The following is a 15,689-nucleotide window of genomic DNA, read 5'->3' on the forward strand; positions in this document are numbered from 1 at the left end:
CCTATCGGCTTCGCGCAGGATCCGGACTATCTGCTCGTCGCTGTATCGCGTCTTCTTCATATGCCTCTCACTCTCTGAGAGGCCATTGTCTCAAGTTACCTTGGATCGAAAAAGCCGGGACAGGTCAGGCACACCGGTTCACGACATCCCGAATTTCCTCCTCATCCATTTTTCCGTAGACGTCTGAAGCGGAGCGCTCGTTCTTTATGCTGTAGAGCGCATACAGCACGCTGTATAACGAATTGAGCGGTAAAGTGTTAAGCATGCCATCGCCACAATAGGCGACGGTTGATGGATTAATCGGCCGATGGCTGAGCGTCCCTCTAATAACTAAGAACAGTAACGGCACGTACACGACGGTGTATAGAAGTGCTTGCCACCAAGGAAGCGGAGTATCTGTTCGCATGTCTCCAAAGAGCTGAAATCCTAGCCAAACCAGAAGGACGATAACAACCAATGCGCCCAGGATCACCAGCTTATAGCCCCTCCACAGCATGCCGAATACCTCCTTAGGGTGCTTGAGATACTCTACGTACAATCGGTTGGGCCGCGTGTCATACTCAACAATAAATTGTGGGGTAGATGCCTCTAAGAGCACGAGCAAGAACCAAGAGACCAGAAGCCATGCAGTGGTGATAATGCTGGCTAATTCATAGTGACCCAACCAAGGCGATAGCAACAAGGGAAGCCCGGCCAACATAGCCACTAGCGTCGCATCAATACGCAGTCCACCTTTCAGTACCGGCCACAGACCTCCGCCCGCACTCACACGTTGCCACTGCCACGCAACGAGCGAGAGACGGCTCAGCGTCAGTAACCCCAAGCTCGAAATAATAAATATTAGAGTTTGTTGACGCATTGCTGGGGACTCAGGCGTATTTTTGTGCCGTTTTCGTTCGTTTGCGTAATGTCAAGCAGCCAGTCGAGTCTTTCGGCCATCAGGGTGACGATGTAGAGGCCCAATCCGCTTAAAGCCGTACCGTCGTTCGAAAGTGACTTTTGGCGCATAAGAATCGCCTGCTGGTCGGCCGACAGACCGGTACCGCTGTCTTCTATCTCGACGGACGTTTCCGACACCATTACGTCAATCTCGCCTTTGGTATGCTGCACTGCGTTCTGGATAATATTGCGCAAGAGCATGCCCACTATGGCAGGGTCAGCTTTTACACGAAGCTCAGAGACCGTAGTCAGGTTTACTCGGTCGGTGCCGTTTAGGCTGAACTTGAGATCACTGATAACTTGCCGCGCAACGGGGCTTACTTCGATGATCTCGTGCACTCTTTCTTCCGATTCTCGGCGCGCCAGTTTGAGCAAAATATTGACGTTATCCCTCATCTCGTCGCAAGATCTCCGCACCCGCAAAAGTGTGGCGCGATCTTTTTCGCTTAGTTGATTACGCGACTCGATGATTTCCAGCGCGCCTGACATCACGGCTATAGGCGTTCTCAGCTCATGACTGGCCAGGTTCAACAAAGACTGCTCGCGGCGCACGTACGACTCGAGTTCATCCAAGAATCTATTAAATGTCAATGCGATGGAGTGCAACTCGACATCGCTGTAGTCCGACTCCATGCGAGGCATGTTGGGTCCCACAGGAATTCTGCTGATCCGCTCTGAAAGAAGTTTCAGCGGCCTGACAATTCGCCGACTGCTGAACACTGCGAGCAGCAAGCTGAAGGCTAGAATAACTACTGCGATGATTATTAGCGCAAGTCCAAAAAGCGCCTCACGCTTTTCAAAGTGGGTGATGTTTTTCGCAATATAAAGCACGCCACCACTGACGCTCTCTACGGCGACCAGATAAGTTTCATCGCCTCGTTCTATTTCAGCTGAATAATTCTGGGGCAGTCCCTGGAACACCTCCGGCAATACATTGGGGTGGACATCGTCAGAGGGAGCAAATACGACTGCGAGCTCCGGCGTATCCCATATGAAGGCCTCTTCACCGGTGTGATTCATCAGTATGAAGTCACGTTCCTGTGCAAATTCGACATCAAGCATCGTGTGCTCCAGATCTTCATTGACTAGAAGCACTGTGACTACCATTGAAAGCGTAGCAACTACACTGACGGCCAGTATGGCGCGGTAGACACGCCGTGAGATAGACCTCGGCTTCATCAGGCGACTTTGCTTGGTGGATGCAACCGATATCCACGACCGTGTATGGTTTTTATCATCGGATACTGGAAAGTATCCTGAAGTAGTTTGCGAAGTGAGTACACGTGAGTGCGCAATGTGTTCATATCTACCTCGCGTTCACCCCAGACCACATCCTGAATCTGTGTATATGAAAGCAGATCGGGATAGGCCTTGATGAGTTCCTCAAATATCCTTGCCCCCGTTCCAGATAGCTCCAACTGCTCGCCGTTATCTGTTCGCACCACCAGATTCCCAGGATCAAAACTTATGCCAGGCACACGAAGCTCGGGCGTCCTGGAGAACCCCGCCTTGCGGCGGTAGAGGGCGTCCACTCGCAACTGAAGCTCACGGAGATTGAACGGTTTAACCAAATAGTCGTCTGCCCCTACCGAAAAGCCCTCTTCCTTATCTTGCAGCTGGTCCTTTGAGGTCATGATGATGACCGGCGTGGAGGAATGGATATCATGTCGGATGCGACGACATATTTCAAAGCCAGAAAGGCCCGGAAGCATTACATCCAAAACGATGACGTCATAGTCGTTCGTGGCGATGAGATGCAGAGCGGTCAGGCCATCGGAAGCAAAGTCGAGGATATAACGATCATCACAAAAAAACTCATAGAGGTTCGTCGCCAGCCCGGCGTGATCTTCCACAATAAGCATTCGTATCGTGTGCTTAGTACTCATTTCGACCTGTTCTCCAAATTGCCTGCTCGCCTGCGTCCAAAATAGTTCTTCGCTGTACCCTTCATGAGGGCGCATTCAGCCAGTTCACCTCAGCGCACGGCTGCGGACGCCCGTGCAAGTACAGCCGCGCCGTCCGTCACGGTGCCGACATCCGACCATTACGCGCAAACATTCGGATCGAGAAGTTGGGATGCCTCATAGGCGGAGCTCTTTGCTCCATCCCCTCGGCTAACCAGCCAAGAAAGTACAACACACAGCCGCCGAAGAGCAGCGGGGTGGCTGACGTCAGAGGAACCAAGGAGGCGGGATCGTTCCAACCGATCGGAGCTATCAGGATGTAGCAGGCATATGTCAGGCCAGCAAAGAAACCCAGGAACCCCATCAGCATTAAGATACGCGCGCATACGCTCGAAAGCGTCTTCGTACCGTCTCGGGAGTATCCAAGGAGCTGTGCGACGGTCCACTTGGATCTGCCCGCAACTCGGGGCTGCCGCTCGTACGTGATGACAGTCTCCCTAAGGCCGGCCCATTCGATGACGTCCTTCATGTAGCGCTGGCGATTTACCACCAGGCTTAGCACGGTGGCTGCCCTTGGGCTGTACAACAGGAAGTCTAAGTGGCGATCAGGCGTAGGCGACTGTCGGCGCATACGGACCACGTCCACCCCTGAACGCCAAGCACGGACCATTTCGGGAATTAGCTCCGGCGGATCCTGCAGGTCACCGTCCATGGTGACGATCGCTTGCCCAGCCGCGTACTCCAGCCCGGCACGTAAAGCCGCCTCTTTGCCGAAATGGCCAGAAAGGAACACGCCCGTGACGGACTCATCGTTTAGCGAAATCTCAAGTATGGTGTCTGCAGTGCTGTCGCTGCTTCCGTCATCTACGAACAGTAGCTCATACCTCGCATTGAGCTGCTCTGCAACTGCCTTTAGCCGTCGATACATTCGTAGAACGACTTCTTCCTCATTGAACATCGGGAGAACCACAGACACCTCCACGCTCCCCTCCTGCCTTGTTTCGGCGGCGGGCGAACGTCCCTCCCGCTTCATCGCGGATGGCCCAGCAGAGTAACGTTGCAAGCTCATGGCATCTTACGACATGCGTTATGAAGTGCAGCAGCATATCGGAGCCACCAACAAGCATATATCAATGAAATATCAAATAAATATCAAAACAGCTGGGCGAGGCACGATGCTGCAATTCACGTGCAGCATAGCTTTGGCAGTCGGAGGCACACGCCCGCCGTAGCGGAAAAGCAGGCAGTGACAACAAGAGCCCCCGTTTCAGTTGCTGATACCAACTCCACCTGAAGCTGTCTGCGATGCCCACTACCGTTATCGCGATCTGCCTTGAAGAGCATCCCGAGGAGCGGTACTTCGGTCGTTATTAGGGCGGTCGCTGAACACGTTCCTGCATCAGCCTCTCGGGCGTCGCCACCTTCAACCACGCAGTGCCTCTCGAACAGTGCCTCCTGCCAGAGATTTTCAGTGCGGATTTCATCGCGTATAAAGAGAAAGTACGTCGTCGGATTTAGCGCTTATGCGACCGTATAATGAGTGCCGACCAGTGGATGACAAATCAATGAGTTCCGATACTTCCCCTTACAAGAGCAGAGGTGGCCCCGCCCGTCTGCTTAACGCTATACGTTACTCAACCAGAGGTTTCGCTGCTGCGTTCCGTCATGAAGCCGCTTTCCGTCAAGAGCTGCTTCTGATAATTGTGATGATACCGATAGCCGGCTGGCTCGGTCGCAGCCTTACCGAAATATTTCTACTCCTCGGCCCGCTTTTTCTGATACTGATCGTTGAATTACTGAACTCGAGTATCGAAGCCCTCGCAGACACAATCACCCTCGACCATCATCCCATGATCGGACGCGCCAAAGACCTCGGCAGTGCTGCAGTATTCTTAGCAATTGCGTTTACCATCGTGATCTGGACCGGCGTCTTTCTGTCTCATTTTTTCCATTTTGAGTAGCGCGGACCTGCAACTTTCGAACCTTCATAGTCCGTAAGGTCTGCGGCCCTATACCCGCGGAAACAAATTCAATTTACGAACAGGTCCTGATAAATCGGCGCGCATTGCGCCGCAGCCATACCCTTGGCGCCGCTAACGCCACCCACAAAGGTAGGAGACGGATACGTAAACCCGTCAAGCATCTTAATGCTGATGCCTCCAAAGAATCTCTTCTGCGTAATAGCACCGAATCCCGGCGTGACCTACCCAGACACTTGGATCGCCCAAGGTTGAGGCCCAGGATCGCAGCCAATCACCTGTTGATGCAGCATCATTGACGGCGTGATAGAGCGCCGCCATCAAGTGCGACTTACCTAGCCCGCGCTCGCCAATCACGACGACTGGCCGCCCTTGCTCAGGACCCACAGCTTCAATGCCTTTCAAAAGGTCATGAGTTGGATAAGTAATACCCAAAAATTGCTGTGCGGCGATTTGTGTCGCGCCCGTATTGGAGTCGTTGGAAAGCTCAATAGCCGTCCCTTTGAGGCGCCGGCCTCGAAACTCATCTCGTAGAGTTAGTCCAAGCATGTCGATTACTTTCCTTTTTTCCATTACCACTACATGCGGCGTAACTGTGATCCCGTGACTGGTCAGCACGGCACGCTAGAGCATCTACTTCCTTTTGTCGCGCCAGATCAAAATCCGCCCTAGTTTTTCCAACCATCGCTAGATATTACAAAAATTTAGAGACAAATATGCGTAGAAGTACTGAAGTTCCAAACGCGTAGTTTAGACAAGGCCGCTCGCCAGCGCGGAGAGCGCCTATAGCCGCGACTTGCGCGGCTCTGAATCCTTTTGGTTTTCTTACGGAAGGCTCACAGGACGGCCTACCGCCACACCTGTACCAAATCTTCCCATCGCGTCGTATAGGAAGGCGACATCCGCTCCTGGCGCATCTGCCAAGCAGCAATCTCGTCATGCACGATGCCGGCGAGTTTGACCGTGTCGCGCTCGTAGCGGGTATATCCTGGAGGAAGACCGGGCGCGGCGATGCGACGCCCGAATTCTGACCATCGACCCCAAAAACGCCAAGGCTTTGGGGATGATGCTGACTGGACAGCGAAGCGTCCCGGCCGGAACCGGGGCGCGGGCCTATAGTCAGGCTTACGCAGCGAGGGAATTAGCGGTTTCGTCAGTGCCTGAATCGCAGTCAGATTCCTGCGACGCATCCACCCGGAAGATTGCAGGCATCCACCCCGTACCTGCCACCTGGCGCTCTGCCTCACTAACCAGATCACCCTTCTTCAGTTTTTCCAGCCTTGCCACCTGCTCAGGTGCGAACTCACCCACGGCAGCCAGAATCATGGCCTTGGAAATATGCTGGAAATAGCCTTCGGCAGTCGGTTGCCACCATGCAGCCATGTTCAGGCCCACCGCTTGCGCCAGTTCTGCCCCTGGCTGGTGCTCGCTGGCGCGGTGAATCACCGCATCTACTGTAGCGGCGGCGCACACTGCCAGCAATTGCAGCAGTTCATCCTGCGGCTTTGCCAGCAATACGGCAAACAGATCGGCGCTATCCTGCGGCAAGTCTGCACCTGCTGCCTGTTGCAACTCGCGCAAAGCCACCGCAGCGGGCGATTCCGGCCAGTCCGGGGCCATGCTGTCCAGCCGGTTTTGTACGTTCAAACGCATGTCTAACGGTAAGCTGTAATGGGGATAGCGGCCCACTCGCAGCACAGTCTGCACCATGCCATGCACCACAGCAGCCAGGGCGGCTTGGGGGTTGCGGGCCAGTTCGATCTGTAGCGCAGCGGTACGGTGTGCGCTCAGGCGCTGGGCCAGTTTGTCGGAAATAGTAGCCGCCTTGGGCTGGTCATCGTTCCCACTATCGCCACCATTGCTTTCTTCTTCGGTCAGCCCTTGCTGCAGCCGCTCCAAAGTCCGCAACGCCTTGGCTTCGGCTTCCCGCAGTAGACCGCGATGAATCACCACCTGCCCCTGCCAGTCGATGGTCACAACGGCACCCGCCGCCGCCTTGATAGTGTGGTTGTAGTCCAGTAATCGCTCTTCCAAATCTTGCAACTGCGCAGCCAGACTGTCACCCTCTTCCTGCAGCGCATCTGCGGTTTCTTCGTCATCGCTGTCCAGCGCGGCATCCAGTTCCTCGCCGATGGCCTGCATCCTGGCTTCCAGCTTTTCTATCCGTGCGCTTTCCCGCTTGCCCGGAGTACGGCGCTCACGCGGCGCTCGTTGAAAAGCGTGAAGATCGGCATGGGTCATGGACGGCGTGGCATCCACCCAAGCCCACCCCTCAGATTTGACCTGGGCAGCATGGCTGTCAAGCTTTTCCTTCACCAGCCGGTCCAATAGCGCTGTATCGGTGATATAGGTGCCGTTGTCATCCTGCGCGAACAGATCACGACGAACACCGCCACCGGCCGCTTCATAAGCATCCAGCCCAATAAAGCGCACCAGGGCATGGCCCGCGTCAATGTCCTGTTCAGTGAGTCTGGCCCGCAAAGAATGGGGTTGCCGCTGCCATTCGGGCGCTTCGTAGAAGGCGGCTTCCTGGGCTGCATGGTCATCTGTGATGGCAAGCGCCATCAACTGCTCAAGGCTCACCGCGTCGGCCCGGTAGTCGGCCAGCAGACGCCGCGACACATTCGCCAGCTTCAGGCGCCGCTGCACCACCAGGGGCGTGACACCAAAGTCTGCTGCAATATCTTCGATGGGCTGGCCTTCTGCCACCAGCGCAGCAAAGGCTTCAAACTGATCTGCCGGGTGCATGGCTTCACGCTGCACGTTTTCCGTCAGGCTAACGGTTCGGGCATCGGCACTGGCGACCAGCATGCACGGCACCGCCCATTCCTTGGGAATGCGCCTGGCCTTGGCTAACTGCTTCAAAGCTGCAAGGCGCCGGCCCCCGGCCACTACGTCGTAATACTTGCCGCCGCGGGCCTGCACAACGGTCAGGTTCTGCAACAGCCCGACTCTGGCAATACTTGCGGCCAGGGCATCAATGGATGGGCCGCTGCTGCGAATCTTGCGCACATTGCGCTTGGACACGCGCAACTGCGACAACGGCACCACGATGTTGCTCTGCTCGGGAATGACTACGTCCTCGTTCGCCGTTTCAATGGCCTGGACTTCGCTGTGATTGATCGCATTCATGATAAATACTCCTGACGTTGAAGGGTTTGCTGTTCACCGCATACCGGATTCCAAGATTCGGAGCCCGCTTTTGCTGTTGATATGCGGTCGGCACGAAGAACCCGGTTGGCCTCGTTGCCACCGTCTTTCCTGAGTTCATCGCCCGCGACGGCCAGTAGCCCACGAACGTGGGCCGTCAAGGAAAGAAGCGCCAGGAGGGTGCGGCCCGCAGGCGCAGCCGAGGACACGGCCTGGCGCGCCTTGACGGCACGCGGCCACGGGCTACAGTCGCGGATCAGGTGATGAGGTCAGGAAAGATGGCTGCGCCGGCAACAGCCAGGTCTTTGGTGTCGCCAGCAGGCAAGCGAAGCGCGCAGGCCCGGTCAGGAAGCCGGGCCGGAGGCGTCAGCGATGCGAAAGGCTGGCGCGAGCCAGTCCTGTCAGGGATGAGCGAACCGCGAACCTGGAACAGCGCGGTCTGCGAAGCAGGGACGCACAGATTGACGGGTAGATGCTCTGTCTGCTGTTGCAAGCATCACGCTCGTGATTAAATTTCATCGGGTCTGAATCCTGCTGTGCAAGCGCAAAGCATGGTAAACGTGCGTTCCACTATGATCCAATACCTGCCACAATGTCGCAAAACTGACGTTTTACACCTCAAATTTATTAGTTATTTATTTTTATTTACAGTCATACTTTGACTCAGAAGCCTGTCATAATGTATCTAACTACTGAAAACCCCTCCAACTCACACACAGCATGAGTATTGGCGAACGCCTACGCATTGCACGCACCACACGCGGTCTGACACAGGAAGCACTGGCAAACCTCGTTCAGACGCCCCTCACTCAAGGTGCTATCGCCCACATTGAAGGCGGCCGCAGCGAATCCTCACGGCATATCGTTTGGATCGCTGCTGCATTGCACGTACGCGCAGAATGGTTGGTCACTGGCAAAGGGGAAATGTTCGAGGAACCATGGCCCTGGCCCTCTATTTCCCGTAGTGCCGTGGCAGAATTGCCTGAGCACGTTCAAGAAGACATCAGCGATTACATTCAGCTGAAGCTGAATAAGCACGCCCGCAAAGCGGACAAGCCAGGCCCAGACGCCTGAATCTGCAATTTTCCTGCTATTAGCCTGCAGAAAAGCCACAATTTCTTTAACGCCTGCGTTCGTTCTCTGGACGGCTCAGGCTGCATCTCGTTGCGTCATTTCCTCCTCCTTTAAGCCTAATTGACATCAATTCTCATTAACGATATGACTTTTTAGTATTAGATTAGTATTGACCGATTTCAATAGATACGTAATGATTACACCAACCCTGCTCTTTAACAACAAAACACCGATAAATACCGCGCCCTGCTCCCTGTGAGCGGTGCGAGTGCGCGGCTACCCGTGTCGTCAGCTTCATGCGGGGCGACATGCACCTGGGTAGGAGTAAAGCAGGTGAAAAATCATTCCCCTTCCGGGCCGGTAGCGACTGGTGCGAACTGGAAGGCGTGAGTGACGATCCGTTTACACGGACGCCGGCACTGCCGAAGGCAGGCCACATTCGATGGATGGCGCGTAATCCGTCGATGACAGCGGCAAAGACCGCAGTTCCCAGCATCCCGACGAACCGCAGCAGCGGAGCCAGCGGCGGGCGCTGCTGGGAACGATCAAAGCACCCGGCCTCCATCGTGGCATCTTGGCGGGCCGGACGCAACGGCGCAGACAGCGTCGGCTTTGGAAAGCATCCTGATGCCCAGGGTGCTTCCCAAGGTCTAACGGAGGAGTATATGAAGGAGCAGGCAATGCCAAACAGCATCTTTGGCTACCCGTCACCCAGCAGGCAAGCCCCGAAACAACCCGACGAGGCACTTCTGTACCGCGTACACACGGCACAGGCAAAGCTGGGCGTGTCGCGATCAACCATCTACCGACTGGTCAACGAAGGGGAGCTGGTGCTCATAAAAATAGGGAAGCGCTCCAGCGGCATCACTGCAGCTAGTGTTCATGCGTTGATTGAGCGGAACAAGGCGCTGGTGAACTAATCGGCAACGCTAAGCCCGTTTCATTTGCAGAACTTTGGCGGAATCAGCCTGCTCGTGCAGGAAATCCGCCCACACTTGCATGACCACCCGGCGCTCGTCCTCAAAACGGGCGCGGTCATATGCAGCCTGAACCTCATCGGCCTTGGCATGAGCCAGTTGGGCTTCTAATACGTCAATATCAATCTTCAGACGCTCACGTGCCACCGTGCGCAACATGGCCCTGAACCCATGGGTCGCATGTTGCCCCTGAAACCCCATATCTCGCAAAGCCTTGCTCAGCGCATCGCGGTGCAAGTGGGGGTTGCCCCGCTTCCCGACCCCCGGAAAGACGTACTCGCCTCCCCCATACTGGCGCATCTCATCCAGCATCGCCACCGCCTGCTTTGGCAGACTGACGATATGCTCAATCCGGGTTTTCATCTTATCGGCCGGAATGCACCATTCCGCATGATCCAGGTCTATCTCAGCCCAACGTGCAGAAGCAACTACCCCCGGCCTGCAGGCCGTATAGGCGGCCAACAGCAGGCCACCGCGCACCACCCGCCCCTCGTAGGACAGAATGGCACGCATCAACGGCCCCACCCCTTGTATTTTCGTCACAGCGGGAATATGACCTCCCCGATGCCGGGGCAATGCCCGCTGCAACCGAAGAACCTGATCATCTCCGCGAATGCCGCGAACGATACAGTAATCGACAACGCCATTCAGGCACTGGCGAGCCTTAATAGCGATGGAAGGCGTCGTCGTTGCCAAATCCACCAAAACCGGGACGACATCCTTGCTGGCCATTGTTCTCATATCCAGGTCGCCAAGCATTGGCTGCAGGCGTTTCTGAACAATGAAAACTGATTTCGTATAGGTGGCAGGCGCCCAACCGGATTTCCGACTCTCCAGCCAGGCATCTGAAACCACAGTGAACGAGTGCTTGCGCGCTTCTTCCGCTTCCAGCCTTTGCTGAATTTCTTCCTGTGTAAGCGCTTCACGTTCTATCTTGAGACGGTCATAAAAACCCTCCACCGGCTGTCCCATACGGACTCGCTGATGAAGTTCAGCAGCCGCCTGATGAGCCGCCGCTATACCCATCTCTGGATAGACGCCCACAATTCTCTTTCCACGGCGTCCATCCTGTTCACGGTATCGGACCTGCCACTGCTTCAATCCGCTAGGCAGCACGAGCAAATGCAGTCCCTGACCCGATGCAAGGGTGTATGCCGTTTTCTTCGGCTTCGCCTTGCTGGCCACCAATTCTGTCAACTGCGAAGCTAGTTTTGGCATGGATTTGTCTCAAAGTGGGCATAGTTTGGGTACCTGAATTATAAAGTACCCAAACAAGTACCCAAAAACGCGGGATTTACTGAAACCCCATGAGACGCCCTGAACGCAAAAAACCCGCACAAACCTAATGTTCATGCGGGTTTCCGGTACTTCTCAAGCTGTTATGAAACAACCTGATTTTTAACTGTGGTGCCGACGGCGAGACTCGAACTCGCACAGCTTTCGCCACTACCCCCTCAAGATAGCGTGTCTACCAATTCCACCACGTCGGCGATGAAAGACCAGCATTCTAGCACAGTTTTTCACCCTTGCATCCAAGGGCGACGCCCCTGCACGCCACCCAAGATTACTTGCCGGCGCCGCCTTCCGCAGGCTTGTCCGCCGCTGCGCCGGAGCCGGAAGAAGCCGCCTTGGGCTCAGTCGCGGGCGTGGCCGCTTCCGATGCCGGCTTCTGCGACGCGGCGGGCGCCGACGGAACAGAGCTCGCCGCAGGTGCCGACGGCACACTGGCCGGAGCGGATGATGAAGCCGCCGGTGCGCCAGGGTTTGCCGGAACGGCTGCGCCGGGCACGGCGGGCACCGCGTCGCCGGCCGATGGCACCGCGGAGCCCTGGTAGCCCTGCATGACACCGCCGTCGATCAGGCCCTTGCCCGCGGGATGGTGCGCCATGTAGGCCAGGCCGCCTGTCGACACGAAGAAAATGATGGCCGCCCATTTGGTCATGCGCGACAGGAAATTCGCGGCGCCGGCCGCGCCGAACAGGCTTCCCGCCGAACCGCCACCGAAAGACGAGCCCATATCGGCGCCCTTGCCCTGCTGCAGCAAGACCAGGACGATGATGCTAAGCGAGGAAATCACCTGGACGGCCAGGAAAACGGGAGACAACCATTGCATGAAAAAACTCCGAGGCCTATGCGGCCGCTATACGTAAAAATTCTTCAGCCACCAGCGAGGCGCCGCCAACCAGGGCGCCGTCGATGTCTTCCATTGCAAACAGGCTGCCGGCATTGGACGCCTTGACGCTGCCGCCATACAGCACCCGCACTTGCGGCGCACCCAATTCGGCGAGCCGCCCGCGGATGAAGGCATGCACGGCCTGGGCCTGTTCGGGCGTGGCGGTCAGGCCCGTCCCGATCGCCCATACGGGCTCGTAAGCCAGCACCAGGCCGGCGACCCGGTCGGCCCCCAGCGCCAGCACAGGCGCCAGCTGCCGCGCGATGACTTCCGTGGTGCGGCCGGATTGCTGCTCTTCAAGGGTTTCGCCCACGCACACGACGGGCGTGATGTCCGCCTTGAGCGCAGCCAGCGCCTTGCCGGCGACCTGCTCGTCGGTTTCGGCATGCAGGCTGCGGCGTTCGGAATGGCCGACCAGCACCCATTGGCAGGCGAAGTCGTTCAGCATGGCGGCCGACACCTCGCCGGTATAGGCGCCCTGCTCGTGCACGCTGACGTCCTGGGCGCCCCAGGACACGCCCGTGCCCCGCAGGTTGTCCCGGGCCTGGGCGAGATACGGGAACGGAACACAAACCGCGATATCGCTGTTGTGCACGGCGGCAACACCGGCGCATATGCCGTCCAGCAGCTTGGCATTGGCGGCAAGGCTGCCGTGCATCTTCCAGTTGCCCATGACTAGGCGTTTGCGAGTCGTGGCACTAAGAGTGGTGGCACTAAGCATTGAAGAAGAATAAAAAAATTGAACAACCCGGCATTGTAGCTTGGAAAGGCATTTTTCGCCTACCGCGCAGGGGCGGGATTGCTACACCGTCAGCACGATCTTGCCGATTTGCTCGCCCGCGTCCATCATGGCGTGGGCGTCGCAGGCGCGCTCCAGCGGAAAGGTGGCATGCACGATGGGCTTGATCCTGCCCGCCTCGAACAAAGGCCAGACCCGCTCTTTCAGCGACCGGGCGATCGCGGCCTTGAACGGAACGGGGCGCGGGCGCAAAGTGGAGCCCGTCACGGTCAGGCGGCGGCGCAGTATCTGGCTGCAGTCCAGCTCGGCCTTGGCGCCGCCCAGCAAAGCGATGATCACGATCCTGCCGTCGTCGGCCAGGCAATTGATGTTGCGATTGACGTAGCTGCCGGCGACCATGTCCAGGATGACGTCCACGCCCCTGCCGCCCGTGGCGTTTTTGACTTCCTCGACGAAATCCTGCGTGCGATAGTTGAAGGCTTGCGCGGCGCCCAGGGCTTCGACGGCGCGGGCGCGTTCGTCGCTGCCGACGGTCGCGTACACCTTGTGCCCCATTGCCGTGGCCAATTGCACGGCCGTCGTCCCGATGCCGCTGGCGCCGCCGTGCACCAGCAGGGTTTCGCCTTCCGACAAGCGCCCGCGATCGAACACATTGCTCCATACCGTGTAATAGGTTTCCGGTATGCCCGCGGCTTCGACGTCGGAAAGTCCCTTGGGAACGGGCAGGCACTGCGCGGTGGGCGCCACGCAGTATTCGGCATAGCCGCCACCGGCCAGCAAGGCGCACACTTTGTCGCCCACGGCCAGTCCGCTGTCGCCCAGGTCGCCCGAAACGATTTCACCCACGACTTCCAGCCCGGGCAGGTCGGAGGCGCCCGGAGGAGGCGGGTAATTGCCCTTGCGCTGAAAGACGTCGGGGCGGTTGATGCCCGCGGCGGACACCTTGATGAGGACTTCCCCGGCCTGAGGCTGGGGCATGGGCCTGTCCACCAGCACAAGAACTTCCGGGCCGCCGGGCTTCGATATTTCCACCGCTTTCATATGGTCTCCATCACGCAAAAGGCATAAAGCCCCATTATCGCCTGATATCCTGTTTTTTTCCCGAAAACGCAAGAATCCGGCCCACAAGCCGGCCGACATGGGCTAAACTTTCCTGCCTCTGAAAGCCCGGGCGAATCGCGACGAACGCGATCGTTCTTCCCGCGGCCCGCCAGAGCAAAATGGAAGCGTGCCAGAGCGGTTGAATGGACTGGTCTTGAAAACCAGCGACGGGGCAACCCGTCCGTGAGTTCGAATCTCACCGCTTCCGCCAACTACCCCTTCGCAAGCGTCATAGTTCTCGCGTGCTCCCCCTTTCCGCCGTGGCCGCCGGGCCAGGCCCCGAGATGGCCTTGATGGCGAGGCCAGTTCGATTATCCCGCGTGAAATTGAACAATCAATCTAATTATTCAATTTGTTCGTTCTATTCGCCGTCCCGTATCCTTGTTGCCGAGCTTAAACCGATAAAACTCAGGTAATTATGGATACTTCTACGGATTCTGCACATGCAGCGGGCCAGGCTTTGTCGGGCGTGCGCGTGCTGGATATCGCCACCTTCCTCGCGGCGCCTTTTTGCGGCACCATCCTCGCCGATTTCGGGGCCGAGGTCATCAAGATCGAACAGCCGGACGGGGGCGATTCCCTGCGTCAGTTCGGTACGCCCGCCGACTGCGGCGACACCTATATGTGGATGAGCGAGGCGCGCAACAAGCAGTTTGCGACGCTCGACCTCAGAACGCCCGAAGGAGCCGATATCTTCCGGCAAATGGTGGCAAAATCGGACATCGTGCTGGAGAACTTTCGGCCCGGCACACTGGAAAGATGGGGCTTGGGCTACGAAGCGCTGCGCCAGGTCAACCCGGGGCTGATCATGCTGCGGGTCAGCGCTTATGGTCAGGACGGCCCCAAGAAGGACGATCCGGGTTTTGCGCGGATCGCCCACGCTTTCGGCGGCCTCAGCCATCTGGCGGGCGACTCCGACGGCCCGCCGGTCGTTCCCGGGTCGACGTCACTGGCGGACTACATTTCCGGGCTGTGGGGCGCCATCGGCGTGCTGATTGCCTTGCAGCATCGCAACCGCACGGGGGCCGGGCAGTTCATCGACATTGCCCTGTACGAATCCGTTTTTCGCTTGCTCGATGAAATCGCCCCCGTTTATGCCAAGTTCGGCACCGTCAGGGGACGGCTCGGCGCCGACGTCGCCAACGTCGCGCCGCACAGCCACTACCAAACGGCGACCGGCGAGTGGGTCGCCATCGCCTGCAGCAACGATCGCATGTTCGAGCGGCTGGCCACGCTCATGGGGCGGGCCGAGCTCGTCAAGCGCCCCGAGTTCGCCAATGCGCCCGCCAGGGCCAGGCATCGCGAAGACATAAACCGGATCGTGGCCGATTGGGCCGGGTCGCTGGGCTACGATGAACTCATCGCCCTGTGCTCAGAGGCCGGCGTGCCCTGCGGCCGCGTCAATACGATCGCGGACATCTTCCAGGAGCCGCAGTTTCAGGCGCGCGGCAACCTGATGAAAGTCGACGACGCGCGTTTCGGCGAGACCGTCATCCCCGCGTCCGTGCCCCGCCTGTCTGAAACACCGGCCCGCTTCAAGAACCTGGGGGGCGCATTGGGCGCGGACAACGACACCGTCTATGCGCGCCTGCTGGGCCTGTGCGAAGGCAAGCTGCAAGAGCTCAAGGCGACGGGCGTGATCTGACACCCGCC

General features: G+C 57.7%; 16 protein-coding genes and 2 tRNA genes. 5 read left to right on the plus strand and 13 right to left on the minus strand.

Going from position 1 to position 15,689, the window contains the following annotated elements:
• Positions 1 to 124 precede the first annotated feature (124 nt).
• The 4 genes from H0A72_RS07610 to H0A72_RS07625 form a co-directional block, all read right to left on the minus strand.
• On the minus strand, positions 125 to 859 hold the full coding sequence (locus H0A72_RS07610) for an LTA synthase family protein (protein WP_180154494.1): 735 nt from the start codon (positions 857 to 859) through the stop codon (positions 125 to 127).
• Positions 841 to 2,001 carry a sensor histidine kinase gene (locus H0A72_RS07615; protein ID WP_246436894.1) on the minus strand — a complete coding sequence of 387 codons (1,161 nt, stop codon included), beginning with the start codon at positions 1,999 to 2,001 and terminating at the stop codon, positions 841 to 843. Before H0A72_RS07615 ends, H0A72_RS07610 begins: the two co-directional genes overlap by 19 nt.
• Positions 2,002 to 2,117: 116 nt before the next feature.
• Complete coding sequence (locus H0A72_RS07620; RefSeq protein WP_180154496.1) at positions 2,118 to 2,825, minus strand: response regulator transcription factor; 708 nt, start codon at positions 2,823 to 2,825, stop codon at positions 2,118 to 2,120.
• A gap of 136 nt (positions 2,826 to 2,961) precedes the next feature.
• Positions 2,962 to 3,912, minus strand: a complete 951-nt coding sequence (locus H0A72_RS07625) for a glycosyltransferase family 2 protein (RefSeq protein ID WP_180154497.1) — start codon at positions 3,910 to 3,912, stop codon at positions 2,962 to 2,964.
• 496 nt (positions 3,913 to 4,408) lie between these two features.
• Here H0A72_RS07625 and H0A72_RS07630 point away from each other — a divergent pair, with 496 nt between their 5' ends.
• Positions 4,409 to 4,804 carry a diacylglycerol kinase gene (locus tag H0A72_RS07630; protein ID WP_180154498.1) on the plus strand — a complete coding sequence of 132 codons (396 nt, stop codon included), beginning with the start codon at positions 4,409 to 4,411 and terminating at the stop codon, positions 4,802 to 4,804.
• A 183-nt stretch (positions 4,805 to 4,987) separates the two neighbouring features.
• On the opposite strand, the gene H0A72_RS07635 is transcribed toward H0A72_RS07630, so the two are convergent.
• From H0A72_RS07635 to H0A72_RS07650, 4 genes are all read right to left on the minus strand, one after another.
• Positions 4,988 to 5,371 (minus strand): hypothetical protein, encoded by a 384-nt coding sequence (locus H0A72_RS07635; protein WP_246436895.1) that lies wholly within the window; start codon positions 5,369 to 5,371, stop codon positions 4,988 to 4,990.
• Between the two features lie 299 nt (positions 5,372 to 5,670).
• Positions 5,671 to 6,012, minus strand: a complete 342-nt coding sequence (locus H0A72_RS22510; RefSeq protein ID WP_425502489.1) for a DUF4113 domain-containing protein — start codon at positions 6,010 to 6,012, stop codon at positions 5,671 to 5,673.
• A complete protein-coding gene (locus tag H0A72_RS07645) occupies positions 5,948 to 7,954 on the minus strand; it encodes a ParB/RepB/Spo0J family partition protein (protein ID WP_180154500.1) in 2,007 nt (668 codons plus the stop codon). The genes H0A72_RS22510 and H0A72_RS07645 overlap by 65 nt, the downstream gene beginning before the upstream one ends.
• A 274-nt stretch (positions 7,955 to 8,228) precedes the next feature.
• Positions 8,229 to 8,465 carry a hypothetical protein gene (locus H0A72_RS07650; protein ID WP_180154501.1) on the minus strand — a complete coding sequence of 79 codons (237 nt, stop codon included), beginning with the start codon at positions 8,463 to 8,465 and terminating at the stop codon, positions 8,229 to 8,231.
• A 227-nt stretch (positions 8,466 to 8,692) separates the two neighbouring features.
• Between H0A72_RS07650 and H0A72_RS07655 the strand changes: the two genes are divergently transcribed.
• Both H0A72_RS07655 and H0A72_RS22130 read left to right on the plus strand, forming a co-directional pair.
• On the plus strand, positions 8,693 to 9,046 hold the full coding sequence (locus H0A72_RS07655; RefSeq protein ID WP_180154502.1) for a helix-turn-helix domain-containing protein: 354 nt from the start codon (positions 8,693 to 8,695) through the stop codon (positions 9,044 to 9,046).
• A 308-nt stretch (positions 9,047 to 9,354) separates the two neighbouring features.
• Positions 9,355 to 9,966, plus strand: a complete 612-nt coding sequence (locus tag H0A72_RS22130) for a helix-turn-helix transcriptional regulator (protein ID WP_246436896.1) — start codon at positions 9,355 to 9,357, stop codon at positions 9,964 to 9,966.
• 9 nt (positions 9,967 to 9,975) lie between these two features.
• On the opposite strand, the gene H0A72_RS07665 is transcribed toward H0A72_RS22130, so the two are convergent.
• The 5 genes from H0A72_RS07665 to H0A72_RS07685 form a co-directional block, all read right to left on the minus strand.
• Positions 9,976 to 11,241: a tyrosine-type recombinase/integrase gene (locus H0A72_RS07665; protein WP_180154503.1), complete on the minus strand. Its 1,266-nt coding sequence runs from the start codon at positions 11,239 to 11,241 to the stop codon at positions 9,976 to 9,978.
• Positions 11,242 to 11,428: 187 nt separating this feature from the next.
• Positions 11,429 to 11,513, minus strand: a tRNA-Leu gene (locus tag H0A72_RS07670).
• Positions 11,514 to 11,587: 74 nt separating this feature from the next.
• The gene (secG, locus tag H0A72_RS07675) at positions 11,588 to 12,136 is read right to left on the minus strand and encodes a preprotein translocase subunit SecG (RefSeq protein WP_180154504.1); all 549 of its coding nucleotides are present in this window, start codon (positions 12,134 to 12,136) and stop codon (positions 11,588 to 11,590) included.
• 16 nt (positions 12,137 to 12,152) lie between these two features.
• A complete protein-coding gene (tpiA, locus tag H0A72_RS07680) occupies positions 12,153 to 12,869 on the minus strand; it encodes a triose-phosphate isomerase (protein ID WP_343060156.1) in 717 nt (238 codons plus the stop codon).
• 129 nt (positions 12,870 to 12,998) lie between these two features.
• On the minus strand, positions 12,999 to 13,976 hold the full coding sequence (locus tag H0A72_RS07685; RefSeq protein ID WP_180154506.1) for an NAD(P)H-quinone oxidoreductase: 978 nt from the start codon (positions 13,974 to 13,976) through the stop codon (positions 12,999 to 13,001).
• Between the two features lie 181 nt (positions 13,977 to 14,157).
• Between H0A72_RS07685 and H0A72_RS07690 the strand changes: the two genes are divergently transcribed.
• Together H0A72_RS07690 and H0A72_RS07695 are read left to right on the plus strand one after the other, a co-directional pair.
• Positions 14,158 to 14,247, plus strand: a tRNA-Ser gene (locus H0A72_RS07690).
• A gap of 207 nt (positions 14,248 to 14,454) precedes the next feature.
• Entirely contained in the window at positions 14,455 to 15,681 is a 1,227-nt protein-coding gene (locus H0A72_RS07695; RefSeq protein ID WP_180154507.1) for a CaiB/BaiF CoA transferase family protein, read from the plus strand.
• Positions 15,682 to 15,689 lie beyond the last annotated feature (8 nt).

Origin of the sequence: Parapusillimonas granuli (genome assembly GCF_013416525.1) — a bacterium.
In the GTDB taxonomy this organism is placed as follows: Bacteria; Pseudomonadota; Gammaproteobacteria; order Burkholderiales; family Burkholderiaceae_B; genus Parapusillimonas; species Parapusillimonas granuli.